At 67.8% G+C, this 25,484-nt stretch carries 23 protein-coding genes; 16 read left to right on the top strand and 7 right to left on the bottom strand.

Features of this window, described 5'->3' with window-relative positions:
• From K6V06_RS19545 to K6V06_RS19530, 4 genes are all read left to right on the top strand, one after another.
• On the top strand, positions 1-1,940 hold a 1,940-nt coding region (locus K6V06_RS19545), incomplete at its 5' end, for an AMP-binding protein (RefSeq protein ID WP_222245796.1).
• A 79-nt stretch (positions 1,941-2,019) separates the two neighbouring features.
• Positions 2,020-4,233 carry a TonB-dependent siderophore receptor gene (locus K6V06_RS19540; RefSeq protein ID WP_255581971.1) on the top strand — a complete coding sequence of 738 codons (2,214 nt, stop codon included), beginning with the start codon at positions 2,020-2,022 and terminating at the stop codon, positions 4,231-4,233.
• A gap of 65 nt (positions 4,234-4,298) precedes the next feature.
• The gene (locus K6V06_RS19535; protein ID WP_222245795.1) at positions 4,299-5,459 is read left to right on the top strand and encodes a PepSY domain-containing protein; all 1,161 of its coding nucleotides are present in this window, start codon (positions 4,299-4,301) and stop codon (positions 5,457-5,459) included.
• Positions 5,456-5,650 carry a hypothetical protein gene (locus K6V06_RS19530; protein WP_222245794.1) on the top strand — a complete coding sequence of 65 codons (195 nt, stop codon included), beginning with the start codon at positions 5,456-5,458 and terminating at the stop codon, positions 5,648-5,650. The genes K6V06_RS19535 and K6V06_RS19530 overlap by 4 nt, the downstream gene beginning before the upstream one ends.
• Here the strand turns inward: K6V06_RS19530 and fhuF are convergent.
• Positions 5,592-6,446, bottom strand: coding sequence for a siderophore-iron reductase FhuF (gene fhuF, locus K6V06_RS19525; protein WP_255581970.1), 855 nt, complete (start codon positions 6,444-6,446; stop codon positions 5,592-5,594). The two genes, K6V06_RS19530 and fhuF, sit on opposite strands and share 59 nt — an antisense overlap.
• Positions 6,447-6,603: 157 nt before the next feature.
• Between fhuF and K6V06_RS19520 the strand changes: the two genes are divergently transcribed.
• From K6V06_RS19520 to K6V06_RS19505, 4 genes are all read left to right on the top strand, one after another.
• Complete coding sequence (locus tag K6V06_RS19520; protein WP_222245793.1) at positions 6,604-8,283, top strand: cyclic peptide export ABC transporter; 1,680 nt, start codon at positions 6,604-6,606, stop codon at positions 8,281-8,283.
• 24 nt (positions 8,284-8,307) lie between these two features.
• Complete coding sequence (locus tag K6V06_RS19515) at positions 8,308-9,306, top strand: alpha/beta hydrolase (protein ID WP_222245792.1); 999 nt, start codon at positions 8,308-8,310, stop codon at positions 9,304-9,306.
• A gap of 103 nt (positions 9,307-9,409) precedes the next feature.
• The gene (locus K6V06_RS19510) at positions 9,410-10,477 is read left to right on the top strand and encodes a GNAT family N-acetyltransferase (protein WP_222245791.1); all 1,068 of its coding nucleotides are present in this window, start codon (positions 9,410-9,412) and stop codon (positions 10,475-10,477) included.
• A gap of 57 nt (positions 10,478-10,534) precedes the next feature.
• Positions 10,535-11,902, top strand: a complete 1,368-nt coding sequence (locus tag K6V06_RS19505) for a lysine N(6)-hydroxylase/L-ornithine N(5)-oxygenase family protein (RefSeq protein ID WP_222245790.1) — start codon at positions 10,535-10,537, stop codon at positions 11,900-11,902.
• Here K6V06_RS19505 and K6V06_RS19500 read toward each other — a convergent pair.
• Positions 11,866-12,660 (bottom strand): 4'-phosphopantetheinyl transferase superfamily protein, encoded by a 795-nt coding sequence (locus tag K6V06_RS19500; RefSeq protein ID WP_370637514.1) that lies wholly within the window; start codon positions 12,658-12,660, stop codon positions 11,866-11,868. The genes K6V06_RS19505 and K6V06_RS19500 overlap by 37 nt on opposite strands.
• 198 nt (positions 12,661-12,858) lie before the next feature.
• Between K6V06_RS19500 and K6V06_RS19495 the strand changes: the two genes are divergently transcribed.
• On the top strand, positions 12,859-13,410 hold the full coding sequence (locus K6V06_RS19495) for an RNA polymerase factor sigma-70 (RefSeq protein ID WP_370637513.1): 552 nt from the start codon (positions 12,859-12,861) through the stop codon (positions 13,408-13,410).
• A gap of 40 nt (positions 13,411-13,450) precedes the next feature.
• Here K6V06_RS19495 and K6V06_RS19490 read toward each other — a convergent pair whose 3' ends face one another.
• Positions 13,451-13,732 carry a type II toxin-antitoxin system Phd/YefM family antitoxin gene (locus tag K6V06_RS19490; protein ID WP_222245788.1) on the bottom strand — a complete coding sequence of 94 codons (282 nt, stop codon included), beginning with the start codon at positions 13,730-13,732 and terminating at the stop codon, positions 13,451-13,453.
• Positions 13,733-13,891: 159 nt separating this feature from the next.
• Here K6V06_RS19490 and K6V06_RS19485 point away from each other — a divergent pair, with 159 nt between their 5' ends.
• The 3 genes from K6V06_RS19485 (at position 13,892) to K6V06_RS19475 (ending at position 16,763) form a co-directional block, all read left to right on the top strand.
• Positions 13,892-14,167, top strand: coding sequence for a hypothetical protein (locus tag K6V06_RS19485; RefSeq protein ID WP_222245787.1), 276 nt, complete (start codon positions 13,892-13,894; stop codon positions 14,165-14,167).
• A 119-nt stretch (positions 14,168-14,286) separates the two neighbouring features.
• Complete coding sequence (locus K6V06_RS19480) at positions 14,287-15,249, top strand: tripartite tricarboxylate transporter substrate binding protein (protein WP_222245786.1); 963 nt, start codon at positions 14,287-14,289, stop codon at positions 15,247-15,249.
• The gene (locus tag K6V06_RS19475) at positions 15,249-16,763 is read left to right on the top strand and encodes a class I adenylate-forming enzyme family protein (protein ID WP_222245785.1); all 1,515 of its coding nucleotides are present in this window, start codon (positions 15,249-15,251) and stop codon (positions 16,761-16,763) included. The genes K6V06_RS19480 and K6V06_RS19475 overlap by 1 nt, the downstream gene beginning before the upstream one ends.
• Positions 16,764-16,776: 13 nt before the next feature.
• Here K6V06_RS19475 and K6V06_RS19470 read toward each other — a convergent pair whose 3' ends face one another.
• Positions 16,777-17,679 (bottom strand): LysR substrate-binding domain-containing protein, encoded by a 903-nt coding sequence (locus tag K6V06_RS19470; RefSeq protein ID WP_222245784.1) that lies wholly within the window; start codon positions 17,677-17,679, stop codon positions 16,777-16,779.
• Positions 17,680-17,844: 165 nt separating this feature from the next.
• Here K6V06_RS19470 and K6V06_RS19465 point away from each other — a divergent pair, with 165 nt between their 5' ends.
• Positions 17,845-18,666 carry an enoyl-CoA hydratase/isomerase family protein gene (locus tag K6V06_RS19465; protein WP_222245783.1) on the top strand — a complete coding sequence of 274 codons (822 nt, stop codon included), beginning with the start codon at positions 17,845-17,847 and terminating at the stop codon, positions 18,664-18,666.
• Between the two features lie 10 nt (positions 18,667-18,676).
• Here K6V06_RS19465 and K6V06_RS19460 read toward each other — a convergent pair whose 3' ends face one another.
• Both K6V06_RS19460 and K6V06_RS19455 read right to left on the bottom strand, forming a co-directional pair.
• Positions 18,677-19,663, bottom strand: coding sequence for a tripartite tricarboxylate transporter substrate binding protein (locus K6V06_RS19460; RefSeq protein ID WP_222245782.1), 987 nt, complete (start codon positions 19,661-19,663; stop codon positions 18,677-18,679).
• Positions 19,660-21,189: a class I adenylate-forming enzyme family protein gene (locus K6V06_RS19455; RefSeq protein ID WP_222245781.1), complete on the bottom strand. Its 1,530-nt coding sequence runs from the start codon at positions 21,187-21,189 to the stop codon at positions 19,660-19,662. Before K6V06_RS19455 ends, K6V06_RS19460 begins: the two co-directional genes overlap by 4 nt.
• Positions 21,190-21,411: 222 nt before the next feature.
• On the opposite strand from K6V06_RS19455, the gene K6V06_RS19450 reads away from it, so the two are divergent.
• From K6V06_RS19450 to K6V06_RS19440, 3 genes are read left to right on the top strand one after another with little or no spacing between them, the layout of a single operon-like run.
• Positions 21,412-22,578 carry a thiolase domain-containing protein gene (locus K6V06_RS19450; protein WP_222245780.1) on the top strand — a complete coding sequence of 389 codons (1,167 nt, stop codon included), beginning with the start codon at positions 21,412-21,414 and terminating at the stop codon, positions 22,576-22,578.
• A 12-nt stretch (positions 22,579-22,590) separates the two neighbouring features.
• Positions 22,591-22,989 carry a Zn-ribbon domain-containing OB-fold protein gene (locus K6V06_RS19445; protein ID WP_222245779.1) on the top strand — a complete coding sequence of 133 codons (399 nt, stop codon included), beginning with the start codon at positions 22,591-22,593 and terminating at the stop codon, positions 22,987-22,989.
• Positions 22,990-23,043: 54 nt separating this feature from the next.
• Positions 23,044-23,949 carry an SDR family NAD(P)-dependent oxidoreductase gene (locus tag K6V06_RS19440; RefSeq protein ID WP_370637515.1) on the top strand — a complete coding sequence of 302 codons (906 nt, stop codon included), beginning with the start codon at positions 23,044-23,046 and terminating at the stop codon, positions 23,947-23,949.
• A 28-nt stretch (positions 23,950-23,977) separates the two neighbouring features.
• Here K6V06_RS19440 and nhaA read toward each other — a convergent pair whose 3' ends face one another.
• Positions 23,978-25,189, bottom strand: a complete 1,212-nt coding sequence (gene nhaA, locus K6V06_RS19435; protein WP_222245777.1) for a Na+/H+ antiporter NhaA — start codon at positions 25,187-25,189, stop codon at positions 23,978-23,980.
• Between the last annotated feature and the right edge of the window lie 295 nt (positions 25,190-25,484).

The raw sequence follows: 25,484 nt of genomic DNA, 5'->3' as shown, positions 1-25,484 counted from the left end.
CGGCCTATCTGCGCCAGCTGGCCGAGTGGTGCGAGCAAAGCGGCCAGCGCCCCGACGTGTCGCTGTACTCGTTCGGCGGCGAGGCGATGCCGCGCGCCGTGTTCGCGCAGGCATGCCGGGCGCTGGCGCCGCGCACCTTCATCAACGGCTACGGCCCCACCGAGACCGTGGTCACGCCGATGGTGTGGAAGGTGCGCGCCGACAGCCCGCAAGCGCAGTTTGCCGGCACCTATGCGCCGATTGGCCGTCCGGTCGGGGAGCGCCGCGCCTACCTGCTCGATGCGCAGTTGAACCTGGTGCCGCCGGGCGTGGCCGGCGAGCTGTATCTGGGCGGCGACGGGCTGGCACGCGGCTACCTGAACCGGCCCGGCACCACCGCCGAGCGCTTCGTACCCGATCCGTTCTCTGACGACGGCGCGCGGCTGTACCGCACCGGCGACCTTGCGCGCTGGTTGCCCGACGGGCAGCTGGAATACCTGGGCCGCATCGACCAGCAGCTGAAGATCCGGGGCTTTCGCATCGAGCCGGGCGAGATCGAAGCCAGGATCATGGCGCAGCCCGGATGGACCAATGCGGCCGTGGTCGCAATCGAAGGCCCATCGGGTGCGCGGCTGGCGGCCTACGTGGTGCCGGCCTCCAACGCCAGCGCCGATGTCGCGCAGCTGCGCGCCGCACTGAGCGCGGAACTGCCCGACTACATGGTGCCGTCCGCCTTCGTCGTCCTCGACGCGCTGCCGCTGACGCCGAACGGCAAGCTGGACCGGCGTGCGCTGCCCGCGCCCGAGGCGGAAGCCGCCGAGCACCATATCGCGCCGCGGACGCAGGCGCAGCGCGGCCTCGCGCAGATCTGGCAGGAGGTGCTCGGCGTCGAACGGGTCGGGCTGGACGACAACTTCTTCGCACTGGGCGGCGATTCCCTGCTGAGCCTGCGGGTGATTTCACGCGTGCGCGCCGACAAGTCGCTCGGACTGGACCTGAAACTGCGCGACCTGATGCGCACGCCGACCATCGGCCAGCTGTTGCCCGACGGCGATGACAAGCCGGCGGCGGCGCCAGCGACCGCGCTGCGGGTATTGGCCCGTGGGCCGGCGGATGCTGCATTGCCGCCGATCGCGTGTATCCACGCCGCGCTTGGCACGCTGTTCGATTACGACGCCATCGTTGCCAGGCTGGGCCAGCAGCGGACCGTCTACGGCCTGCAATCGCGCGCGCTGACCGATCCGGCCTGGCGTGATGCCTCACTGGCAGCGATTGCGCGCGACTACGTCCGCGAATGGCGCGCCGCACAGCCGCAAGGGCCGTATCTGCTGCTGGGCTGGTCGCTGGGCGCGGCGCTTGCCACGCTGATGGCCCAGGAACTGGAGTCGCAGGGTCAGCAGGTGCAATGGCTCGCGCTGATCGACCCCTTCGTGCCCGCCCCCCGCGCGGCCCTCAGCCCGCCCTCGGTGAACTGGCCCGCCGGGCTCGCGGCCTTCGCCCGCCAGATGCTGCCCGGCGCCGCGCCGCTGACGCCGCCGACGCATCTGCCCGCGGAGCCCGATGCCGACACCGTACGGGCGCTGCTTGCAGGCGTCCTTGCCGCGCAAGCCTCGGGGCGGCCGCCTTCTCCCCTCGGTGCGGACGAACTGACACAGATCTTTCTCGCCGCACACCGGCTTGGGGCACTCGCGGCGGCGCAGCCCGCCTTGCCATCCGTGCAGGCGCCCCGTGCGCTCTGGTGGCGCGCCGGCAGGGATGCGGCCGCTGCACGGCTGGCGGGCTGGCAGGGCCCGCCGCAGGACGAGTCCGTGCTGCCTGACGTCGATCACTACGCAATCGTGCGGGACAGCCGGCTGGTTGCAGCGCTGGAGTCCTGTCTCCGCCGTCTCCCCTCGGTGGCGTCAGGTGATCCGACAGTCGAAAAGTGTTCGTTGCGGTTCTCCAACCAGGTGCTGTTGTAACAATTTATTTAATGCGAATAGGAATGATTGTTATTTAGAATGCTGCAGCCATCACAAAAAGACGAACACAAGGAGAAGTATGAAACGGGGTACAAGGGGAGGATCCGTCCGGGTCCAGGGGAGCCGTCATCCTTTCGCGCTGACGGCGCTGGCGCTGGCCGCATCGATGCAGGCGGCTTACGCGCAAACCGGCAGCGCCGCGCCGGCGGGCTCGACGGCGGCGAACGAAGCCCAGTTGCCCGCAGTCAGCGTGCGGGCGGACAGCATGGACGCACCGACCTATGGCGCGAGGAACGCGACGTCGGCTACCAAGAGCGATACCCCGATCGCGGAGACGCCGCAGTCGATCAGCGTGGTCACCTCGGACCAGATCCGCGCGCAGGGGGCCCAGCGCGTGGAGGAAGCGCTGCGCTACAGCGCCGGTGTCCGCACCGAGCCGATCGTCGACTCGCGCCGCGGCAACTACCAGATCCGCGGCTTCCTGGCGTCGCAGATGGGCCAGTACCTGGACGGCCTGAAGCTGCCCCACTCCGGGGGCTACGGCGGCTGGGAGGTCGATCCCTACAGCCTGCAACGCATCGACATCGTGCGCGGCCCCGCTTCCGTGCTGTACGGCCAGAGCTCGCCGGGCGGCATGATCAATCAGGTCAGCAAACGCCCGCAGCGCTACACCGAGAACGAGATCAACGTCAGCGTCGGCAACTTCGACCGCAAGGAGATCTCGGGCGACTTCACCGGCGCGCTCGACAAGGATGGCAAGGTGCTGTACCGCCTGACGGCACTGGGCCGTGACAGCGGCACGCAGACGGACCATGTCGACGATGACCGCCTGTTCCTGGCGCCGCAGATCACCTGGCGGCCCACCGACGCGACCAGCTTCACCTTCTACGCGCAGGCGTACCGCGACCGCTCCGGCAACAGCGCCAACTTCCTGCCGGCGGTCGGCACCATCTCTCCGCTGGGCAACGGCCGCAAGATTCCGGTGAGCCTGTTCACCGGCGAGCCGAACTTCGACCAGTTCGACCGCGAGCAGTACATGACCGGCTACGAGTTCTCGCACCGGCTCAACGACACCGTGACGCTGCGGCAGAACCTGCGCTATGCGCATTTGCACGTCGACTACAAGGACATCGGCGGCTCCGGTGGCCTGACCAGCTACACCACCGGACCGTACCGGCTGCGCCGCATCGGCCTGATCGCCAACGAGTCCTACGATGTCTTCACCGTCGACAACCAGGCGCAGATCAAGCTGTCGCACGGCATGTTCGACCACACCCTGCTGGTCGGCTTCGACTACCAGCGCACGTCCTTCGACCGCCTGTTCGGCCAGACCACCGTCGCGGCCCAGCCGACGCTGGACGTGTTCAATCCGGTCTACGGCAACTTCGTCGCGCCCAACTTCCAGACCGATACGCACACCTCGCGGCAGCAGGTCGGCGTGTATCTGCAGGATATGGTGAAGATCGCCGACCGCGTCGTGCTGCAGCTCGCCGGCCGCTACGACAAGGCCAAGGTCAGCGCCGACACGCGCAACCTGACCAGCGGCGCGGTGACGCGCACCGATACCGACGATGGCCGCTTCACCGGCCGCGCCGGCCTGCTGTGGCAAGGTCCGTACGGACTGTCGCCCTACGTCAGCTACTCGACGTCGTTCGAGCCGACCAACGCCATCGCGCTCTATGGCGGCGGCATGCCGAAGCCGACCACCGGCCGGCAGTACGAGACCGGTGTCAAATGGCAGCCGGCGGGCAGCCGCAGCTTCGCCCAGCTGTCGCTGTTCAACCTGACGCAGCAGAACGTGCTGACCACGTCGCCAGTGCCGGGCCAGTTCTCGCAGGTCGGCGAAGTGCGCTCGCGCGGCGTGGAACTGGAAGGCACCTGGTCGGTGACGTCCAACTTCAACGTGCTGGCGTCGTACACCTACACCGACGCCGAGGTGACCGAAGCCGGCCCGGGCGCGCCCAACGCGGGCAAGACGCCGCAGTTCGTGCCGAAGCACATGGCTTCGCTGTGGGCCGACTACCGCCTGTCCAGCGGCGTGCTGCAAGGCGTCTGGTTCGGCGGCGGCGTGCGCTATGTCGGCAAGACCTACGATCAGACCAACACCGTGGAAGTGCCGTCGTTCACGCTGTTCGATCTCGCGGCGAGCTACAGCTTCGCGAAGAACTACACGTTGCGCCTGAACGTCAACAACCTCTTCGACAAGGAGTATGTGGCAGCGTGCGACAGCGCGACCAACTGCTACTACGGCCGCAGCCGTACGGTCATCGGCACGCTGACCTACCGCTGGTGAGCGTGGCGGCCCCGTGCCCGCGCCCAAGCGCGGACACGGGGCCGCCCGCCCTTGCAGGAGACCACATGAAAGCCCCCACGCTTCGCTTCTGGTACGCCATCCACCGCTGGACCAGCCTGCTGTGCACGCTGAACCTGCTGGTGCTGTGCGTCACCGGCCTGCTGCTGATCTTCCACCACGACATCGACGCGCTGCTCGGCCAGGAACACCACGGCACGGTCGCCGCCGAGCGTGCCGTGCCCGTGCCGGCGCAACGCCCGGCGCTGCAATCGCTGGTGGACACCACCAGGGCCGCGCACCCGGGCCAGCTGCCGAAGTCGATTTCCTTCGCCGACGATGACGAGGATGCGGTCGGCGTGCGCGTCGGGCCGGCCGGCGAACCGAAACTGCGCAATGGCACCACCACCCATTTCGACGCCGCCACCGGATTGCCGCGCAAGCCGCTGCCACCCGGCGAGACCTTCAGCGGCTTCATCCTCAAGCTGCATCTGAACCTGTTCCTCGGCATGCCCGGGCAGTACTTCATCGGCTTCATCGGCGTGCTGCTGACCCTGAGCCTGATCAGCGGCCTGGTGCTGTACGGACCCTTCATGCGCAAGCTCGCCTTCGGCCTGCTGCGCTTCGGCAAGCCGGTGCGCGTGGTACAGGCGGACCTGCACAACCTGTTCGGCATCGTCGTGCTGGTATGGGCGCTGGTGGTGGGGCTGACCGGCACCTTCCTGTCGTTCTCGCCGCTGATCATCGGCCTGTGGCAGAAGACCGAACTGCAGCACCTTGTCGCGACCCTGCCCGGACAGACGCCGCCCGCGCTGGTGCCGGTGGATCGCGCGCTGGACGCCGCGCAACAGGCCGTGCCCGGCAAGGATCCGGCCTTTGTGTTCTATCCGAATACCGAGTTCTCCACGGGCCGACACTATGGCGTGGTGCTGCGCGGCCATACCGAGCTGCAAAAGCGCGTCTACGCCATCGTCTTCGTCGACGCTGGCGACGGTTCCGTTGCGGCGGTGCGCGGCATGCCCTGGTATCTGCAGGTGCTGCTGCTGTCGGCGCCCTTCCACTTCGGCGACTACGCCGGCCGTCCGCTGCAGATCCTGTGGGCGCTGCTGACGCTGATCACCACCGGCGCCACCGTCACCGGCTTCATCTTCTGGCTGAAGCGGCCGCGGCGCGCGGGCGAGGCGGCGCGTACGCCGGTCCCGCCGCACTTGTCGGGAGACCAGGCATGACGCGAATGGAAGATACGTGGCCGATGCCGATCCTGCTCGCGCTGCTCTCGCTCGGTGGACTCGCCGCTGGCATCTTCGGCGACGGCGCGTGGGACGCGCTGTGCTGGCTCGGGCTCGGCATTCCGGTCGCCGTCACGGCACGGCTGCTGTGGCGCCACTGGCGCCGCCGTAGGGTAGCACGCCCGGACTGAGCCGGTTGCGCGGACACGTGCCGCACAGCCCGCCCGCCGGCAAGCGGTAATTGAGGCAGCAGATGCGCCGCACCGGCGCCACGCCGGGCACGCCCGGTTCGGCACCGGGCCGAAAGGCGCCATGAAAGGGATTGCGCAAGCCGTCGGCCGACCGCGGCTCGCGCATCCAGGCCCATATCTCGGCGCGCGCGGCTTCACCCAGGGCCGGATGCGCCGCCAGATGCCGCGCCACCCCATCCGCCGCCACCCCTGCCGTACACCACAACAGCCGCGGCGCGACACGTGCCGCGTCCGCCAAGGCCGCCGCCACGATCGGCAAGTGCATGCCCAGCAGCGGCGACAGCAGCGCCGGCAGGCGCGGCCGCATCGCTGCACGCAGCCCTTCCCCTGCTCCGGCCCCGTCATGCGGCAGCACGATCCGCAGCAGTCGCCCGTCTTCGTCGCCCTGCCATCGCAGCTGCGCGGCGTCGAACGGCAAGCTGTGCCGATGCCGGGCGGCCGCCACCAGTGCGCTCGGCAGCAACGCCAGCGTGTAGTCGCGAAACCAGGCCGCAGCAAGGGCTGGCGCGTCGCTGCACGCGCGTGCCTGCCCGAACCGATGCAGACAGGCGCTTGCCCACTGTCGATCGAGTCCTGACTGCTGCATGTCCAGGGCTGGCGACACAGCAGCCAAGTACGGCGCATTCGCGAGGGACACCCGCTCGCCGTACGGCCGCAGCGGGCCGGAGAAGAACGGCGCCAGCAAAGGGATCATTGGGCTCCTGACGGTCGCACCGCCACAGGCGACGGTTTCCATGACGGATGACGAACCGGCTGCTGAAGAACTTACGCCACGGCGGCCGCGTGAATGCGCAAGCGCTACGGCATTGCCCTAACTTTCCCGCCGGGCCGCGCGTCTTCCAGGCAGTGCTCCCTTCGCGCAGTGCCGACCCACACCTCCCTCGCCCATCCGCATGACGCTTATCGCCTCCCTGCCGCGCAAGCTGCGGCTCACCATTGCTTTGGCCGCCGTGGCAAGCCTTGCCGCGGGCCTGTGTTCGGTCGGCATGGTGGCGCTGATCAACCGCGTGCTCGCCACGCAGGGCGCGGACGCGCCAACGCTCGCGCTGCCGTTCGCCGCGCTGGCCCTCGCCGTGCTGGGCTGCCGCACGCTCGCTTCCACGCTGTTCGTGCAGGTCAGCCAGAGCGCGCTGGCGCGCATCCGCGCGCAGATCTGCGAGCGCTTCATCGGCGCGCCCTATCCGCATATCGAGCAGACCGGCAATGCGCGGGTTCAGGCGGCGCTGGCCGACGACAGCACCCATGTCGCCAACGGTCTGTCCGTCATTCCGGTCGTGCTGACCAACGCGATGGTGGTGCTCGGTTGCCTCGGCTATCTCGCCTGGCTGTCGCTGCCCACGTTCGCCATCGCCTGCGCCATCCTCGGCATCGGCTCGTGGTTCTATCACCTGAACCACCGGCGCGCGCTGGTGCATCTGAAGCAGGCCGGCATCGCGCAGGACGCGCTGCACGGCCACTTCAAGGCGCTGGTATCGGGTGCGCGCGAATTGAAGCTGCATCACGACAAGCAGCGCAGCTTCCTGCGCGACACGCTGGGCGTCTCGCTCGAAGCGGTCCGCAGCGCGCGCACGCGCGGGCTGTCCATCTTCTTCATCGCACTGGGCTTCGGCAGCTTCCTGTTCTTCGCGGTGATCGGCGGCGTGCTGTTCGCCCCGCGCGCCACGCCGCTGGATCCGGCCGTAATGACGGGCTTCACCATCATGTTCCTGTACATCATGTCGCCATTGGAGTCGCTGCTCAATGCGCTGCCGGCGCTGAGCATGGGCCGGCTTGCCTACGCGCGCATCGTGGCGCTGGGCGCCGATGCCGAACCCGACGCCCCGCCGCGTCCGTTGCCCGCCGTGCCGTTCCGCTCCGTTGCGCTGCATGGCGCCAGCCATCGCTACTTCCACGAAGCGGAGAACAGCTTCTTCGCGCTCGGCCCGCTGGACCTGGAGCTGCGCGCCGGCGAAATCGTCTTCCTGGTTGGGGGCAATGGCAGCGGCAAGACCACGCTGGCCAAGCTGCTTGCCGGCCTGTATCCGCCGCTGGATGGAAACCTTTTGCACAACGGCGAGCCAGCCGATCCTGCCCATCTTGCCGACTACCGCGCGCTGTTCTCCGCCGTGTTCTCCGACTTCCACCTGTTCGATACGCTGCTTGCGCATGATGCACGCGACGAAGCACTGGCCAATCGATTGATCGAACGCTTCCAGCTCGACCACAAGGTCAGCGTGCGCGACGGCCGCTTCTCCACCCAGGCGCTGTCGCAAGGCCAACGAAAGCGGCTGGCGCTGATCGTCGCGTGCCTCGAACGCCGGCCGGTGCTGATCCTCGACGAGTGGGCCGCCGACCAGGACCCGCTGTTCAAGGACATCTTCTATCGCGAGGTGCTGCCCGAGCTGCGCGCGCAAGGCAAGTCGGTGCTGGTGATCTCGCACGACGACCGCTACTTCGCGCTGGCAGACCGCATCGTCAAGATCGAGAACGGGCAGATCGTGAGCGGGCCTGCCGAGCTCGTTCGAAAATCCTCCGCGCCTCTGCCGCTGCGCGATGAGTCCACCGAGATTTCCCCACAGGCCTCCGCCGCCTGAACCCTCCACTGCCCGACTGCGCCCATGCCCCTGCACCCCGACCTCGAAGCGCTGCTCGACATGGTGGAGATTGCCACCGCGACCGGCAAGCGCCCCCTCATCCATCAGCTCACGCCGGAGCAGGCGCGGCGCGAATTCGATCAGGCGTCGGCCGCGCTGGACCTGCCGCCGGTACCGCTGCCGCGTGTCGAAGCGCTGCTGATTCCCACGCGCGATGGTGCGCGCATCGATGCCAGGCTCTACGCGCCCGAACCGCGCGGCGCTGGCGGGCTGTTGCCGGTGCTGCTGCACTTTCATAGCGGCGGCTTCACCGTGGGCAGCCTTGACTCGCATGCCGCCCTGTGCAGCGCGCTGGCGTCGCGTACGCCCTGTGCGGTGCTGTCAGTGGCCTACCGGCTTGCGCCCGAACACCGGTTTCCCACCGCCGCCAACGACGCCGTCGATGCCCTCGCCTGGCTGGGCGCACATGCCCACGCGCTGGGACTGGACCCGAACCGCATCGCCGTCGGCGGCGACAGTGCGGGCGGCACGCTCAGCGCCATGCTGGCGCTCGCCGCGCGCGACGATCCGGCCCTGCCTCAGCCATGCCTGCAAATCCTCTGCTACGCCGGCCTGAGCGGGCGCACCGACACGGATTCGCACCGGCGCTATGGCGAGGGCTACCTGCTCGATACCGTGACGATCGAATGGTTCTACGCGCAGACGCTGCGCAATGAAGCGGACCGCACCGACTGGCGCTTCGCGCCGCTGCTGGCGCCCGACCATCGCGGCGTGGCGCCCGCGCTGGTCGTGCTGGCCGAATGCGATCCGCTGTACGACGAAGGGTTGGCGTATGCAACGCGGCTTGCCGACGCCGGCGTCGAGGTGTCCGTACTGGAATACGCGGGCATGGTCCACGAGTTCCTGCGCATGGGCAATATCGTCGACGACGCGCAGCTTGCGCACGGCGACATTGCACAAGCCCTCGCCAGGCGCTTCGCCGCACTCGGCGTCGGGACCGAGGCTTTCGGCCGGGCTGCCTGAGACCCGCCCCGTAGCCCCGAGCCGCCGCAGTAAATTCGCCACGCCAGTCCACGTCTGCACAAGGAACACAGGCGCTCCGCCTGGCCGACCGACAGGAACTCCGATGCCGAACCCGCTCTCCGCCTTTTCGCGCCACGTCTCGTTCGCTGCGCGCCCCGACCTGCGTTGCGAAAGCCGGTTCGACGGCGCGCAGCTGACCGTCGAGCGCGACGGACAGCGGCTTGCCACCTTCGCCCCCGACGATGGCGGCTTGCGCCTGCTCGACAGCCGGCTGGACAGCGCCGGTCTGGCCCACGCCACCATGGCGGCGCTGGACGCCGTATTCGCGCGCGGCGGACCGTACACGTTGCGCGTGCAGGTGGAATCGCGCGAGGCGCAGCGCCATCTGCTGGAAACGGGCGTGTTGCTCAGCAGCGAGCCCGGGCATCAGCGCCACACCGTCGCGCGCGCCGATCTGCTGTGGCAGCGTCCCGAGCTGTACGTCGCGTCTTCCGCGGTCTATCCGCTGACCTATGCGATGACCGCAGGCAAACGGCATCCGCTGCGTCCGCCCCAGCCGCGCGGCGTGGTCTATGCCCGCTACATTCCCTGGCTCGATCGCACCCTGACGCTGCGCGCCGCTGAAGTCGAATCGGACCTGCCGCTGCTGCACCGCTGGATGAACGATCCCGAGGTCGCATACTTCTGGAACGAGGAAGGCGATGAAGCGAAGCACCGCGCCTATCTGCAGGGACTGGTCGACGACCCGCATATGCTGCCGCTGATCGCCGCGTTCGACGACACGCCTTTCGGCTACTTCGAAGTCTACTGGGCCAGGGAAAACCGCATTGCGCCGTTCTACGACGCGCAGGACCACGACCGCGGCTGGCATGTGCTGATCGGCGAGCCGGCGTTTCGGGGCAAGGCGTTCCTCACTGCATGGTTCCCGGCCATCCAGCACTTCCAGTTTCTCGACGATCCGCGCACGCAGCGCATCGTCGGCGAACCGCGCGCCGACCATGTGCGCCAGATCGCCAATCTCGACAAGGCGGGCTTCTCGAAGATCAAGGAGTTCGATTTCCCGCACAAGCGCGCCATGCTGGTGATGCTGCTGCGCGAACGCTTCTTCGGAGAGCGCCTGCTGTTTCCCGTGCCGGCCCTGAACCCGGTCGCTGGCCCTGCCGCTGCCTGACGCGGACACCGCGCCGCGCACCCTTCTTTCCCTGATTGCTCTGCAAGGACCGACCTCATGACGCTACGCGATCTTCCCCCAGCCACCCATGACCTGATCGGCATCGGTTTCGGGCCGTCCAACCTGGCGCTGGCCATCGCGCTGCAGGAACTGGCCAGCGCTGGCCGGCCGCTCGACGCGCATTTCCTCGAGAAGCAGCAGGACTACCACTGGCACGGCAATACGCTGGTGTCGCAGAGCGAGATGCAGATCTCCTTCCTGAAGGACCTGGTGTCGATGCGCAATCCGACCAGCCCCTACAGCTTCGTCAATTACCTGCACCGCCACGGACGGCTGGTCGACTTCATCAATCTGCGCACCTTCTACCCCAGCCGGATGGAATACAACGACTACCTGCGCTGGGCCGCCGCACACTTCGCCGGGCAGTGCAGCCACGGCGAGGAAGTTGTCGCGATCGAGCCCGATGGACGTGAGGGCCCCGGCGGCCGCATCGATCGGGTGAGGGTGCGCTCGGCCGACGCGCAGGGCCGCGAGCGCGTACGCATGGCCCGCGCCATCGTGCTGTCCACCGGCGGCACGCCGCGCATTCCGCAGCCCTTCGCCGGCCTGCAAGGCGATAGCCGCGTCACCCACCATGGTGGCTACCTGAACTGGATCACGCGCCAGCCCTGCGCCAGCGGCAAGCCCATGCGCATCGCCGTGATCGGCGCGGGCCAGAGCGGCGCGGAGGCCTTCATCGATCTGCACGACTGCTATCCGTCCGCGAAGGTCGACTGGATCGTGCGCGGCGCGGCGCTCAAGCCCGCCGATGACAGCCCCTTCGTCAACGAAATCTTCGCGCCGGCCTACACCGATGTCGTGTTCGAACAGGCGCAGGCCGGCCGCGACCGCCTCATCGAGGAGTACCTGAATACCAACTATTCGGTGATCGATGCCGACCTGATCGAGCGCATCTACGCGATGCTGTACCGCCAGAAGGTCAGCGGACAATTCCGCGTCAACCTGCTGACGCGCAAGTCGGTGCAGGCCGCTCAAGCGGTGACGAACGGCATCGAACTGACCATCACCAGTGCCTCGCCGGGCGACGACGCTTCCACCGAATCGCGCCGCTATGACGCCGTGGTGCTGGCAACCGGCTACGAACGGGAGAACCATCGGCGCCTGCTCGCGCCGCTGGCGTCCTATCTCGGGGACTTCTCCGTCGATCGGGACTATCGCGTAAGGGCCCGCTCCGAGCTCGCGGTGCCGGTGTACCTGCAGGGCTTCTGCCAGAGCAGCCATGGGTTGAGCGACACGCTGCTGTCCGTGCTGCCGGCACGCGCGGAGGAGATCGCCAGTTCCGTCCACGACGCATTGACCGCGCAACGCCGCTGGACCGCGCAGCCGGCTCAGGCCGGTGGCACCCAGGCCATCGCCGCGACGTAGCCAGCCGGCGCCTGCAAGCCGTGCAGGCGGATTCGCGCCAGCTCGCCCGCAGTGATGGCGAGCCGCGCCGATTCGCTCCGTACGGTATCCCCGCTGCGGTTGCCCCTCCCTTCCCCTTCGCTGGCGATGGCCACCGACACATGCTGAAGGTGGTCGGCGATGCCCAGGCCAAGGGCCTTCAGCAACGCCTCCTTTCTGCTCCACAGCGTGTGGAACGCGCCCGGCCACTCTTGCGGTGCGTGCCCCTCCAGCCAGCCGCGCTCGCGCCGTGTGAAGCAATGCGCGGCCATCGCGCGCAGCTCTTGCTGCGCCAGATCGGTATTGACGCGTTCGATGTCGATGCCCACGTCCCCGCTGTCCGCGATCGCAATGGCGGCACAGCCTCCCGCGTGCGATACGTTGAAGCGCGGCGCGCCGGGTTTTGCAAGCAAAGGCTTGCCAAACGCGCTGGTGGCGAAGGCCAGCGACGTCGCGCTGCAATCCATCCGTTCCGCCAGCAAACGCCGTAGCGCCGAGCGCGTAGCGGCGAAGCGAACCCGGTCGGCGGGCCGCTTCAGCGCTGCGCATCGCGCCAGCTCGTCCGCGCTCAACGTAGAAGCTGCCGCGAACACCGTCGCCTCTGCCGTGGCGGCGTCGGCATCCTCCCGCAGCTCAAGCAACCACAGGCCGACCTGCGGCACAGGTGACGGCAACGGCTCGGTCGACCCGAACGCGGTGTGGTTTCGGATTTCCATCCCGGTACCGACGAGTGGCGCCACGGAAAAATTAACAGCACGGTGAGGTTACGCACCGCCGCCAGGACGAATAGCAAGGCGAGAAATTTAATGCTGCCGCCGTGACGATTCGCTGAACAAAATTTCGATGGAATGCAGATCGCCGTTATGTTTTATTTATTTGCAAATCGTTCTCATTATTATTAACTTAGCGACTCTCCCTGACGATGAGGAGCCGCGCCCGTGATGTCCGCCACCCAAACCGGCATCTGTTCCGCCCCGCAACTGCCCGGGGAAACGCTCCTCGAACTATTCCTGCAGAACCGCAGAGCCTTGGTCGGCGCGGCAGCGCGCATCGTCGGCTCGCGGGACCAGGCCGAGGATGTCGTGCAGGATGCGTATCTGCGTCTGTGCAGTGTCGGTGACAATCCGTCGATCCGATGCCGCCTCAGCTACCTGTTCCAGGTCGTGCGCAATCTGGCCATCGACTACTGCCGCCGGCAGACTCTGGAACAGCGCTGGATGGCGCCGGAGGACGACGGCATCAACGTGTCGTCCCCCGGCACGTCGCCTGATGTGATTGCGATGGACCGTCAGGCGTTGTGCGCGCTCGCTGGTGCGCTGGCCGAACTGCCGGAGCGCACGCAGCGCGCCTTCCAGATGTGCCGGCTGCAGGGCATGACCCAGAAGGAAATCGCCACCGCGCTGGGCGTCTCGCCGACGCTGGTCAACTTCATGGTGCGCGACGCCTGCATTCATTGCCGGGCAAGGCTGACGCGGCAGAAGGCGATTTGAGGGGGTGAACTGGGCGGTCCAGATTCGTGTCAGCCAATCACTAGGAAGACGGCGCGTCATTTCGCGTGCCCAGCTCGCCAATTGAACGCGCCGCCAGGTCGCACCGCCGCAACTGCTCGATGGAATCCATGAGATGCGCTGCGTTGGCCGGATTGCCGAGCAGATACATGGTTTCCATCAAGCCGTCGTACTGTTTCTGTGACATGAGGATGGCGTTTCGCCCATCGCGGCGCGTTATCAGGACAGCATCATGATGGTGGAATGCCTGATCAATGACCGCCTCCAGGCTCTTGCGAGCAACCGAGAAGGCAACGGCATGCATGTGTTCCTCTGAAGAACTCGTGAGTGGATGGGCGAGTATGGCCCACGGCGCTCGGATAGACCATCCCCGGCCCTCGGGTATGTCTCTTGCGTCCTCCCGAACGACCCGTCCGCCAACGCGGACACCAGTCTTTCCACAGACCACCAGACGGAGGCCCCCATGAAGCATCAGGAAACGAGCATCAACAATCCCGCGCCGAAGCCGACCACCTCCGAGCGCGGCCAGAACCCAGCGGCGGAAGCGGACACCATGCCGGCTCAGGGCGGCGAAGGTGCAACGCAGCCGTCCGGTCAACAAGGCGGCCAAGGTTCGCAAGGCAAGCAAGGCACGGGCAAGGCCCATCCCACGGCGAACGAGATCATGAACGAGCAGGTGTCTCCGCCGGACGAGCAAGGCAACCGCGACCAGTCGGACAAGCCGCATATCGGAGGGTAAGGTTCCGGGCCGCGGTATTCATTCCTCGAAGCCCACCTTAAAAAAAGGAAAATTGCCTGCCCGGCGGGCGTGCAGCAAAGTCTTCCCCACAAGAACCCGTCCGGGTACAGGAGGAGACCATGCTGCGAATGATGCTCGCCGGCGCAATGCTTGCGCTGATCCAGGGAGCGGCTTCGGCCGAGACCTACCCATCGCGCCCCGTCAAGCTGCTGGTCGGCTACGCACCGGGCGGACCGGTCGATACGGCCGCGCGCATTTATGCCGACTACCTTGGCCGCGTGCTGAAGCAGCCCGTGGTGGTCGAAAACCGGGCCGGCGCCAGCGGCGCCATCGCGGCCGGCATGACCTCGAGCGCCAAGCCGGACGGCTACACGCTCTATTTCGTCGCCAGTCCGACCATGACGATGACGCCGTTGATCCAGAAATCGGTCAGCTTCAAGCCGACGCAGGACTTCAGCTACATCGGGTTGATTACCGACTACACCAACGTGCTGTTGATCAACCGGGACTTTCCGGCGAAGACGGTACAGGAACTGGTGACCTACGCGCGCCAGCATCCGGGCGAAGTCAGCTTCGGCTCGGCCGGCGTCGGCGCTTCCAACCATCTGTCCGCCGAACTGCTGGCGCAGATGAGCGGCGTCAGGATGCTGCACGTGCCCTACAAGGGCAACGCGCCGGCGATGGCGGATGTGATCAGCGGCAAGGTGACCTTCATGTTCGACATCACCGGGACCGCGATCGGCCACATCCACGGCGGCAAGGTGCGGGCGCTGGCAGTCACCTCGAAGACCCGCAACCCGGCGCTGCCGGAGGTGCCGACGCTGGTCGAGTCGGGGCTGAAGCAGTACGACCTGACCGGCTGGTATGCGCTGATCGGGCCGCGCGGCATCCCGGCCGACGTCACCGAGCGTCTGGTCCAGGCGCAGCGGACCGTCGGTCAGGATGCGTCGTTTCGCAACCGCATGTCCGAGGTCGGCTACGACCTGAACATCACGGGTCCCGCTCCGCTGCAGGAGCGCATCGGCAAGGAGCTGGCGCTGTGGGGCAATGTGGTCAAGACGGCGAACATCGCGGTGGAGTGATGCTGGAGCGGATCAGCGATATTCCCCGCTGCTGGGCAGCCCGCGCCCCCGACCACATCGCGGTGATCGAGCGCGGCCGCACGGTCACGTATGCGCAGCTATGGGATCAGGTGCGGCAGGCGCGGCACTACCTGCAGTCGCAGGGCGTGGCAAGCGGCGACCGCGTGCAGATCGTCGCCGAGAATACGCTGGCCGTGATCACGCTGATCTTCGCGCTCGCCGAGCTGGAAGCGTGGCCGGTCGTGACCAATGCGCGCATGACGGCCCGCGAGATCGAGGAGATCCGCGTCCACTGCCAGCCGCGGCTGCTGCTGTTTACCCACGCGGCGTCGCCGGACGCCTTGCGCCATGGCTTGCGCTATCGCGCCCGGGAGATCGAGGCGCCCGGCCTCGGTCCCCTGATGGCAGCCGACGTCGATGAAGCGGGCGAGCGCGAGCCGGCGGCGCTCGCGCGCGAGGTCGCGGCGCTGATCTACACCTCCGGCACCACCGGGCAGCGCAAGGGCGTGATGGTGACTCATCGCGGGCTGCTGCACTATGCCCGCATCACGGTGCAAAGCCGGCGCATGACGCCCGAGGACTGCGCCTATGCGGTGATGCCGCTCTCCCACATCTTCGGCCTGGCCACCCTGCTGCTGGCGACGCTGCACGCGGGCGGCAGCCTCTATCTCGTGGCACGGTTCAATCCCGACGATGCCTGTGCCGCGTTGCAGCGCGAGACCATCTCCATCCTGCAGGGCGTGCCGGCGATGTTCAGCCGGATCCTCGCGCACCTGCAGCGGCAGAACATCTCCACACTGCGCGCGCAGCGGCTGCGCTACCTTTACACCGGCGGCGGGCCGCTGGAAGCGACGCTCAAGCGCAATGTCGAGACCGTGTTCGGCCAGCCGCTGCACCACGGCTATGGCATGACCGAATACGCGGGTTCGCTGTTCATCACGCGCATGGACCGGCCGCGCCAGGACTGTGCCGCCGGCGAGATCGTCGAGGGCGCGCAACTGCGGCTGGTGGGACCCGACGGAGAACCGGCACCGCCAGGCATGCCGGGCGAGCTGTGGGTCAAGGGTCCGGGCGTGATGCACGGCTACTACCGGGCGCCGGCATTGACGGCCGAAGCGCTGCGTCCCGACGGATGGCTCAATACGGGCGACATTGGCCGGCTCGGCCCGGACGGCGCGCTGTTCATCGTCGGCAGGACCCGCGATGTGATCCTGCGCTCGGGATTCAGCGTCTATCCGATCGAGGTGGAGTCGGTGATCAACTCCCATCCCGCGGTGCGGCTGTCGGCGGTGGTCGGCAAGCCGGCCGATGACGGCAATGAAGAGGTGATCGCCTTCGTCGAATTGCGCGAAGGCCAGCCGCTCGACGTGGACGACCTGCAGGCCTTCCTTGCCGAACGGCTGTCGCCGTACAAGCGCCCGGCGCGCCTTGTCCGCGTGCCGCTGATTCCGACCACGGCCAGCGGCAAGCTGCACAAGCACCGGCTGCGCAGCATGCTGGCCGAACTGGACTGAGTGCGCCGGCCGGTCAGGACGGATGGCCGATGCCATCCTCGACCAGCAGGTCGACCAGCTTGCGGGCGAACACCGGCAGCGCGCTCAGGTCCGCCACGCAGATCTGCAGCTTGCGCTCGGCCCAGTCGTCCTCGATCTGCACGATGCTCAGGGCCATGGTCTGAGCATGGCGCCGGGCCGTGCTTTCCGGCAGCACGCCGATGCCGACGTTGGCCTCGATCATGCGCGCGGCGGTCTCGAAGTTGCTCACCTGGATGCGCCAGTGCAGGGTGTGCTGCAGGTCGGCGGCCGCGCGCTTCAGGAAGTTGTGGATCGCGCTTTCCTCGGGCAGCCCAATGAAGTCCTGGTCCAGCGTCTCGACGAAACGCACGCGCTTGCGCTGCGCGAGCGGGTGGCTCAGGGCCGTTGCCAGCACCAGCCGGTCCAGCCGGTACGGCATCACTTCGAGCCCTTCGGTGTGGACGCCGCCGGCGGCAATGCCGATATCGACGATGCCCTCCTGCACGGCCCTGACGATATCGGGACTGAGCCGCTCGCGAATATCCACGGTCACATTGGGATGGTTGACCAGATAGGTGCGCAGTACCCCCGGCAGGAACTCGCTCATCGCGGTGGTATTGGCGAACACGCGCAGATGCCCCTTGATGCCCGACGCATATTCCTGCAGGTCGCCGCTCAGCTGCTCGATCTGCCGCAGCACGCGCCGGGCATGCGACAGCAGCGTTTCGCCGGCCGGCGTCACCTTGACGCCCTGGCTGCTGCGGCTGAGCAGCTTGACGCCGACCTGCTCCTCCAGATTCTTGATCCGGGTGCTTGCCGCCGGCAACGACAGATGACAGCGCTCCGCGCCGCGCGTAAGGCTGCTGGCTTCCGCGATATGGGTGAAGAGATTCAGGTCCACCAGATCGAAGCGCATGACATCGTCTCCCGAGTAATCGGGAATTATCCCGCGATTGCCCTGCCCTTCCCATTGTGGCAATCACGGGGGCTTCGGTGGTGGCGAATGGCGGTTTCAGAACATCCAAATAGGCGCGCGGCCGCGCATGGGCCAAGCTGTGCGCAACGAACGGAGGGACCGCCGATGGAGAACGAGATCAAGGACGGGATCGGTAGCGAACCGACATTGCTGGTGGATCTGGTAGACGGCATCGCCACGCTGACCCTGAACCGGCCCCGGCAGAAGAACGCGCTGGACACCACCATCCGCGACGCGCTGCGCGACGCGGTGCAGCGCATCCGTGCCGACCGGACGGTCCTTGCGGTGGTGCTGCGCGGCGCGGGGAGCGACTTCTGCTCCGGCGGCGACATCCGCGGCATGAACGTGACCGAGGCCGAGGCAGGCCGCAACCGGATGGACGATCTGCATGGCTGGATCGCCATGCTGGCCGACCTGGACCGGCCGGTGGTCGCCGCGGTGGACGGCGTGGCCTATGGCGCCGGCTTCAGCCTGGCGCTGCTGGCCGACTTCATCGTCGCGTCGCCCCGTGCGCGCTTCTGCATGCCGTTCATCAAGGTCGGGCTGGTGCCGGACTGCGGGGCGTTGTACACCTTGCCGCGCGTGGTCGGCATGGCGCGGGCGCGCGCGCTGATCTTCAGCGCGCGCGAAGTCGGTGCAGAGGAAGCCAGGCAGATCGGCGTAGTGGCCGAGATCGCGCCGCCGGAGCGGCTGCATGAGCGCGCAGACGCGCTGGCGCGCGGCCTGGCCAGCGCCTCGCCGGTGGCCTTCGCGCTGACCAAGCGGGCGCTGAGCCAGTCGCTGGGCAGCGACGTGCGGGCGATGCTGGAACTCGAATCACTTGGGCAGGGCATCGCCTTCACGACCGGCTACCATCGCGAGGCGGTGCGGCGCTTCAAGGAAAAGGAGCCGCCGCTGTATCGCTGGCCCGACCCGCTGCCCGACTGACCCTGCCGTATCAGCCCGCCGTGATGCCGGCGGTCTGGATCACCCGCCGCCATTTGCCGATCTCGGCGTGCAGCCGCTCGCGCATCTGCTGCTGGCTGCACGGATCGGCCTCGGCGCCCGCCTGCTGCAGGCGTTGCCGCACGCCGGCATCGTTCAGCACGCCGTTGAAGTCGGCGTTGATCCTGTCCAGCAGTGCCTGCGGCGTGCGGGCGGGCGCGAACAGCGCCGCCCACGAGTACGCCTCGTAGCCCCGCAAGCCCGATTCGTCGATGGTCGGCACCTCTGGCAGCAGCGACGAGCGGGTCTTGCCGGCGACCCCGAGCACCTTGATCCGGCCGCCGCGGATGTGCTGCAGCGCGGTCGGTGCATCGCTGAACATCAGCTGCACCTGGCCGCCCAGCAGGTCGTTCATCGCCGGTCCGCTGCCCTTGTAGGGCACGTGCTGCAGCTTCGTTCCTGCTTCCATGTTGAACAGCTCGCCCGCCAGGTGCGTGCCGCCGCCATTGCCGGACGAGCCATAGGCCAGGGCCCGCCCGCCCTGCTTCGCATAGGCGATCAGCTCGCGGACGTTGCTGGCGGGCACCGAGGGATGCGCGACGAGGAAGACCGGGAACAAGGCCGCGAAGCTGACCGGCGCGAAGTCCTTCTCGATGTCATACGGCAGCTTGCCCATCAGCGACGGGTTGACCGCATGATGGATGGAGCCAAGGAACAGCGTGTAGCCATCGGGCGCTTCCCTGGCCGCGGCCGCCGCGCCGATGGTGCCGCCCGCACCTGGGCGGTTGTCGATCACGACGGATTGGCGCCAGGCCTCGCCCAGCTTCTGGGTGACGATGCGCGCGGTGCTGTCGACCGGCCCGCCGGGCGGGAACGGCACGATGAGCCGCACCGGCCGCGCCGGCCAGGGGTCGGCCGCGAGGCTGCGCAGCGGATGTGCCGCGATGCCGAGCAGGCCGGCCGCGAGCAGCCGCCTGCGGATTGCGGAAGAACACGTCATCTGGGGTCTCCTTCGGTCGATGTCGGGCAGGCCTGCTCCTTCAGCACGCGCTTGAGGACCTTGCCATTGTTGTTGGTGGGCAGCTCGGGCAGCGCGACGATCCGGGCGGGCCGCTTGTACGGCGAGAGGCGGTCGCGCAGATGCGCGCGCAGCGCGCCGGTGTCGAGCGTGGCGCCGGGCCGAAGTTCGACGAAGGCGACGATCTCCTCGTTGCCGTCGTCTTCGGGACAACCGACCACCGCCGAGCGCTGTATGCTCGGGTGGCTGTTCAGCGCCGTCTCGACCTCGGCCGGATAGACGTTGAACCCGGAACGGATGATCATCTCCTTGAGCCGGCCCAGCACGAACAGCGCACCGTCGGCATGCATCTCGCCGAGATCGCCGCTGGCGTACCAGCCGCCCGGACGCATCACCGCCGCGGTGGCAACGGGATCGCGGAAGTAGCCCGGCATCAGCCCGCGCCCGCGCAGCCACAGTTCCCCGCGCTGGCCATGCGGCAGTGGGGCCCCGGTGACCGGGTCGGTGACCTGGACCTGCGCCTCGGCCACGGCATGTCCCGCGCTGGTATCGGTGCGCCGGTCGTGCAGGCGGGTCACGTGCACCGAGCCGGCGTACTCGGACAGGCCATAGCCGTGATGCAGCGTCAGGCCGAAGACCGCTTCCACGCGCTGCTTCAGCGCCAGATCGAGCGGCCCCGCGCCGGTGTAGAGATAGCGCAGTGCCGGCGCGTCGGGCCGCTCGATGCCCTGCTGCTGCAGATAGGCAAGCAGCCGGGAGAACAGCGTGGGCGGTCCCTGCAACTGCGAAACGCCGTGATGGGCGAGCGCGTCGAGCAGATCGGCCGGGTCGAAGTGCGGCCGCATCACAAGCTGCGCGCCGGAGAACAGCGAACTGAGCAGCACGGTGCCGAGGCCGAAGATATGCGTCATCGGCACGAAGGCATAGCTGCGGTCCCGCGGGGTCAGCGCACGGGCGTCCCGGGTGACCCTGGCGAAGTGGATCAGCGCATCGTGCGTCAGCATCACGCCCTTGGGCTCGCCGGTCGTGCCCGAGGTGAAGATCAACGCCGCCACCCGGTCGGCGAGCGGTTGCGGTTCGGGCACTGCCTGCTGGCGCACGGCGCTGCGCGACATGCCGGGCAGCGCCGAGGGCACCGCGCCAAGCCGCTCGGCGTGCGCCGCCGCCGAGCGCGAGGCGGCCTCAGTGAAATAGATCAGCCGCACGTCGGCCCTGGTTGCAAAGGCATCGATCTCTGCTGGCGCCATGCGCGCATTGACACCGCAGGACCAGGCACCGGCGCGGCTGCAGGCGAGGATCAACGCCGCATGCTCCGGGCAGTTCTCGGCGACCACCATCACGCGGTCGCCGGGCCGGACGTCAAGCGCCAGCAACTCCGAGTGCGCCCGGTCGGTCAGCGCGCCCAGTTCGGCGAAGGTCACCCGGCTGCCGTCCGGCAAATGAATGAACGGATGGTCGGGTGATTCGCTCAACCAGTGGTCGAGCAGTTGATGGATACGCGTGGGCACGCTGGCCGTCCTCCAGTGCGGATAGAGTGGGCGCAGCATCGCGCCAAAGCCGGCGCGGCGCCATTCGTAAATGGCAAGGGGCGGGTTCGATGGCCTGGAAGCGCCTATGCTGAGTCGCGGAGCGCTTGCATTTGCCAAAGGGCCGGTTCGCCATAGCGGAACCGCGGCGCGCGCCACCCCCCTAAAATCGTTGCACCGCCGCATCCGTGGAGACGAGGATCGATGAGCATCAACAGCAAGGCTTACATCGTCGGTGCCTGGGAGCATCCGACCCGCAAGGCGCCCGACAAGACGGTCGCGCAGCTGCACGCGGAAAGCGCCAGGGGCGCGCTGGAGGATGCCGGCCTGACGCTGGCCGATGTCGACGGCTACTTCTGCGCGGGCGACGCGCCGGGTCTGGGCATGGTCAACATGGTCGACTACCTCGGTCTGAACGTGCGCCACGTCGATTCGAGCGAGATGGGAGGCTCCTCCTACATTGCCCACGTCTCCCACGCTGCGCAGGCGATCGCCGCGGGCAAGTGCGACGTGGCGCTGATCACGCTGGCCGGCCGCCCGCGTTCGGAAGGGTCGAGCGGCACGCAGGCGCGCAACTGGGGCGCGAACCTGCCGGACCAGCCGTTCGAGGCGCCCTATGGACCCGTCACGGTGAACCTGTATGCGATGGTGGCGCAGCGCCATATGCACGAGTTCGGCACCACGCCGGAACAGCTGGCTTGGGTCAAGGTCGCGGCGTCGCATCACGCCCAGCACAATCCCAACGCCATGCTGCGCGATGTGGTGACCGTCGAGCAGGTGCTCGCGTCGCCGATGATCGCCGACCCCCTGCACCGGCTCGACTGCTGCGTGGTGTCGGACGGCGGCGGCGCGCTGGTGGTCGCCCGTCCGGAAATCGCCGCCACGCTGCGCCGGCCGAAGATCAAGGTGCTTGGCGCTGGCGAGCACGTGAAGGGACTGCTGGCCGGACAGGTGGACCTGTCATGGTCGGCGGCTCGCATCTCCGGTGCCGCGGCCTTCGCCGAAGCGGGCGTCACGCCCGCGGACATCCAGTACGCGTCGATCTACGACAGCTTCACCATCACGGTGGTGATGCAACTCGAGGACCTCGGCTTCTGTGAAAAGGGACAGGGCGGCAGGTTCGTGATGGACGGCAACCTGATCGCCGGCGTCGGCAAGCTGCCGATCAATACCGACGGCGGCGGACTGTGCAACAACCACCCCGCCAACCGCGGCGGCATCACCAAGGTGATCGAGGCCGTGCGGCAGTTGCGCGGCGAGGCCCATCCCGCCGTGCAGGTGAAGGACTGCCGGCTGGCGCTGGCCCAGGGCACCGGCGGCTACATGGGGTCGCGCCACGGCTCGGCCACCCTGATCCTCGAACGCGAATAAGGAGCGCCTGCCATGACGACGCCCTACGTCCCTACCCCGCTGAAGGCGCCTGACGAGCTGCCGGACAACGCCGCGTTCTGGAAGGCCGCGCGCGAAGGCCGGCTGCTGCTGCGCCATTGCACCGCCTGCGGCCGCCCGCACTGGTATCCGCGTGCGCTGTGCCCGTTCTGCCTGGGCGATACCGAGTGGAAAGCCGCCAGCGGCCTTGGCGAGATCTACTCGTACAGCGTCACCCGGCGCGCCGGGCCCGATCCCTACTGCATTGCCTATGTTCGGCTGGATGAAGGCGTCACCATGATGACGCATATCGTCGATACGGATCTGGACACCGTGCGGATCGGCCAGCGCGTCAAGGTCCGCTTCGCGCAGACCGACGGCGGCCCGCCGGTACCGGTCTTTGCGCCGGCATGAGAATCGATTGGCGACACCGACGGATCAATCAAAGGAAGCGATGAGATGACGCAGATGATGAATGGAAAGGTGGTGGTGGTAACCGGCGCGGGCGGCGGCATCGGCCGCGAGATCGCGCGGGCAATGGCCGCCGAAGGCGCTGCCGTGGTGGTCAACGACATCGGCACTTCCACTTCCGGCGAGGGACAGGACGCCGGTCCCGCCGACACCGTGGTACGCGAAATCCGCGAGGCGGGCGGGCAGGCCGTGGCGAACACCGACAGCGTCGCCGATGCCGCCGGTGCCGCGCGCATCGTCGCCTGCGCGGTCGACACTTTCGGCCGCATCGATGGCGTGGTCAACAACGCCGGCATCCTGCGCGACCGCTTCTTCCACAAGATGAGCCAGGACGAGTGGGATGCCGTGATCCGCGTGCACCTGTACGGCAGCTACTACGTCAGCCGCGCCGCCGCCCTGCATTTCAAGGAGCAGGAATCCGGCGCCTTCGTCCACATGACCTCGACCTCGGGGCTGATCGGCAATTTTGGCCAGGCCAACTACAGCGCCGCCAAGCTGGGCCTGGTGGCGCTGTCCAAGAGCATCGCGCTGGACATGCAGAAGTTCCAGGTGCGCTCCAACTGTATCGCGCCGTTCGCCTGGAGCCGGATGATCGGCTCCATTCCCACCGACACGCCCGAGCAGCAGGCGCGCGTGGCCAAGATCCAGCAGATGACGCCGGACAAGATCGCACCGCTGGCGGTATATCTGCTGTCCGACGCCGCCCGCGACGTCAACGCGCAGGTCTTCGCCGTGCGCAACAACGAGATCTTCGTGATGAGCCAGCCGCGCCCGTTGCGCTCCGTGCATCGCGGCGAAGGCTGGACGCCGGCCTTCATCGCCGAGCATGGCATGCCGGCCCTGAAGTCGTCGTTCGTGCCGATGGAGCGCTCGGCCGACGTGTTCTCCTGGGACCCGGTGTAGCGCGCCAGCCCTGCCCCGCCGCGCGCCCTCAGCGCGGCGCGGGCGCCTGGAAGTCCATGGTATCCATATCGGTATCCGACGCCACCGGCTGCCCGAACAGCTTCAGCCAGACGTAACCGAGCACGCCGGCGGTCAGCGACGCCAGCAGGATCGCCATCTTCGAGGCATTGATCACGCCCGGCTCGCCGGCAAAGGCCAGGTTGGTGATGAAGATGGACATGGTGAAGCCGATGCCGCCCAGCAGCCCGGCGCCAAACACGTGGCGCCAGCGCAGATCCAGCGGCAGCTTGCACAGGCCGACCGCCACCGCCAGGAAGCTGACCAGCGTGATGCCCAGCGGCTTGCCAAGCACCAGCCCGGCAAGGATGCCCAGGCTGTTGGCCGATGCCAGTTCCTGCGCCCAGTCGGCGCCGATCACGATGCCGGTATTGGCCAGCGCGAAGATCGGCAGGATCACGAAGGCGACCGGCCAGTGCAGCTGATGCTCCAGCCGGTGCGACGGCGATGGCTCGGTTTCGCTGCGTGCCGAGAACGGAATCGCAAAGGCCAGCAGCACGCCGGCGATGGTGGCATGCACGCCGGACTTCAGCATCAGCACCCACATCACCGCCCCTCCCAGCAGATACGGGACCAGCGACATCACGCGCAACCGGTTCAGGACCACCAGCACCACGAACACCGCCAGCGCGCCAAGCAGGTACAGGAACGACAGTTCGGCGGTGTAGAACAGCGCGATGACGATGATGGCGCCGAGGTCGTCCATCACGGCCAGCGCGGTCAGGAACACCTTCAGCGACGCCGGTACCCGGCTGCCCAGCAGCGCCAGCGCACCGAGCGCAAAGGCAATGTCGGTGGCCATCGGGATGCCGATGCCCGCCTGCGTCGGCGTGCCGCCATTGAAGCCGAAGTGAATCAGCGCCGGCACTGCGATGCCGCCGATGGCGGCGACGATGGGCAGCAGCGCATTGCGGAAACTCGACAGCTCGCCGTCGTACAGCTCGCGCTCGAGCTCCAGCCCGATCAGCAGGAAGAAGATTGCCATCAAGGCGTCGTTGATCCAGTGCTCGACGCTGAGACCGCCCACCTGGGCATGCCACAGTTGCAGGTACTGCGGGCCGAGCGGCGAGTTTGCCAGCGCCATCGACACGATGGTGCAGGCGATCAGCAGGATGCCGCCTGCCTTCTCGGATTCGAAGAAGCGCTTGAAGGTGTGGGAGAGTCTTTTTTCTACGACGGCCATATTGCTCCTCGTGCCGGAGATGCGGGTGGAAGGAAGCCGCGGCGCTGCATGCGCCCACGCGAAAGCGCTTCCGGCGCGGGACAGGCGCGGAAGGAAAGCATGGCAGTGCCGGGGAGACAGGAGTGGGCCAGCGAGTGGCCACAAGGCGTGAGGTGCATGCATCGGTCGCGTGAAAGCCGCGTGGCGGCCCGACCGACGCAAATCCTGCCACCCGTGGAGGGTGGGCACCCGGCGCGAGTATAACGCAAGCGAACGCCGCGACAGCCCCGTCGTGCCCGCGCAGGCGGGGACCCAG

This window comes from Cupriavidus sp. AU9028, assembly GCF_019795295.1.
Lineage (GTDB): Bacteria > Pseudomonadota > Gammaproteobacteria > Burkholderiales > Burkholderiaceae > Cupriavidus.
The sequence above is the reverse complement of the archived record's forward strand: the minus strand, read 5'-3'. Positions and strand labels throughout refer to the sequence as shown.

Excerpts from the sequence above, each read along its gene's own strand:
- K6V06_RS19540 (WP_255581971.1), top strand. The coding sequence starts at position 2,020 with ATGAAACGGGGTACAAGGGGAGGATCCGTCCGGGTCCAGGGGAGCCGT.
- K6V06_RS19535 (WP_222245795.1), top strand. The coding sequence starts at position 4,299 with ATGAAAGCCCCCACGCTTCGCTTCTGGTACGCCATCCACCGCTGGACC.
- K6V06_RS19530 (WP_222245794.1), top strand. The coding sequence starts at position 5,456 with ATGACGCGAATGGAAGATACGTGGCCGATGCCGATCCTGCTCGCGCTG.
- fhuF (WP_255581970.1), bottom strand. The coding sequence starts at position 6,446 with ATGGAAACCGTCGCCTGTGGCGGTGCGACCGTCAGGAGCCCAATGATC.
- K6V06_RS19520 (WP_222245793.1), top strand. The coding sequence starts at position 6,604 with ATGACGCTTATCGCCTCCCTGCCGCGCAAGCTGCGGCTCACCATTGCT.
- K6V06_RS19515 (WP_222245792.1), top strand. The coding sequence starts at position 8,308 with ATGCCCCTGCACCCCGACCTCGAAGCGCTGCTCGACATGGTGGAGATT.
- K6V06_RS19510 (WP_222245791.1), top strand. The coding sequence starts at position 9,410 with ATGCCGAACCCGCTCTCCGCCTTTTCGCGCCACGTCTCGTTCGCTGCG.
- K6V06_RS19505 (WP_222245790.1), top strand. The coding sequence starts at position 10,535 with ATGACGCTACGCGATCTTCCCCCAGCCACCCATGACCTGATCGGCATC.
- K6V06_RS19490 (WP_222245788.1), bottom strand. The coding sequence starts at position 13,732 with ATGCATGCCGTTGCCTTCTCGGTTGCTCGCAAGAGCCTGGAGGCGGTC.
- K6V06_RS19485 (WP_222245787.1), top strand. The coding sequence starts at position 13,892 with ATGAAGCATCAGGAAACGAGCATCAACAATCCCGCGCCGAAGCCGACC.
- K6V06_RS19480 (WP_222245786.1), top strand. The coding sequence starts at position 14,287 with ATGCTGCGAATGATGCTCGCCGGCGCAATGCTTGCGCTGATCCAGGGA.
- K6V06_RS19475 (WP_222245785.1), top strand. The coding sequence starts at position 15,249 with ATGCTGGAGCGGATCAGCGATATTCCCCGCTGCTGGGCAGCCCGCGCC.
- K6V06_RS19470 (WP_222245784.1), bottom strand. The coding sequence starts at position 17,679 with ATGCGCTTCGATCTGGTGGACCTGAATCTCTTCACCCATATCGCGGAA.
- K6V06_RS19465 (WP_222245783.1), top strand. The coding sequence starts at position 17,845 with ATGGAGAACGAGATCAAGGACGGGATCGGTAGCGAACCGACATTGCTG.
- K6V06_RS19460 (WP_222245782.1), bottom strand. The coding sequence starts at position 19,663 with ATGACGTGTTCTTCCGCAATCCGCAGGCGGCTGCTCGCGGCCGGCCTG.
- K6V06_RS19450 (WP_222245780.1), top strand. The coding sequence starts at position 21,412 with ATGAGCATCAACAGCAAGGCTTACATCGTCGGTGCCTGGGAGCATCCG.
- K6V06_RS19445 (WP_222245779.1), top strand. The coding sequence starts at position 22,591 with ATGACGACGCCCTACGTCCCTACCCCGCTGAAGGCGCCTGACGAGCTG.
- K6V06_RS19440 (WP_370637515.1), top strand. The coding sequence starts at position 23,044 with ATGATGAATGGAAAGGTGGTGGTGGTAACCGGCGCGGGCGGCGGCATC.
- nhaA (WP_222245777.1), bottom strand. The coding sequence starts at position 25,189 with ATGGCCGTCGTAGAAAAAAGACTCTCCCACACCTTCAAGCGCTTCTTC.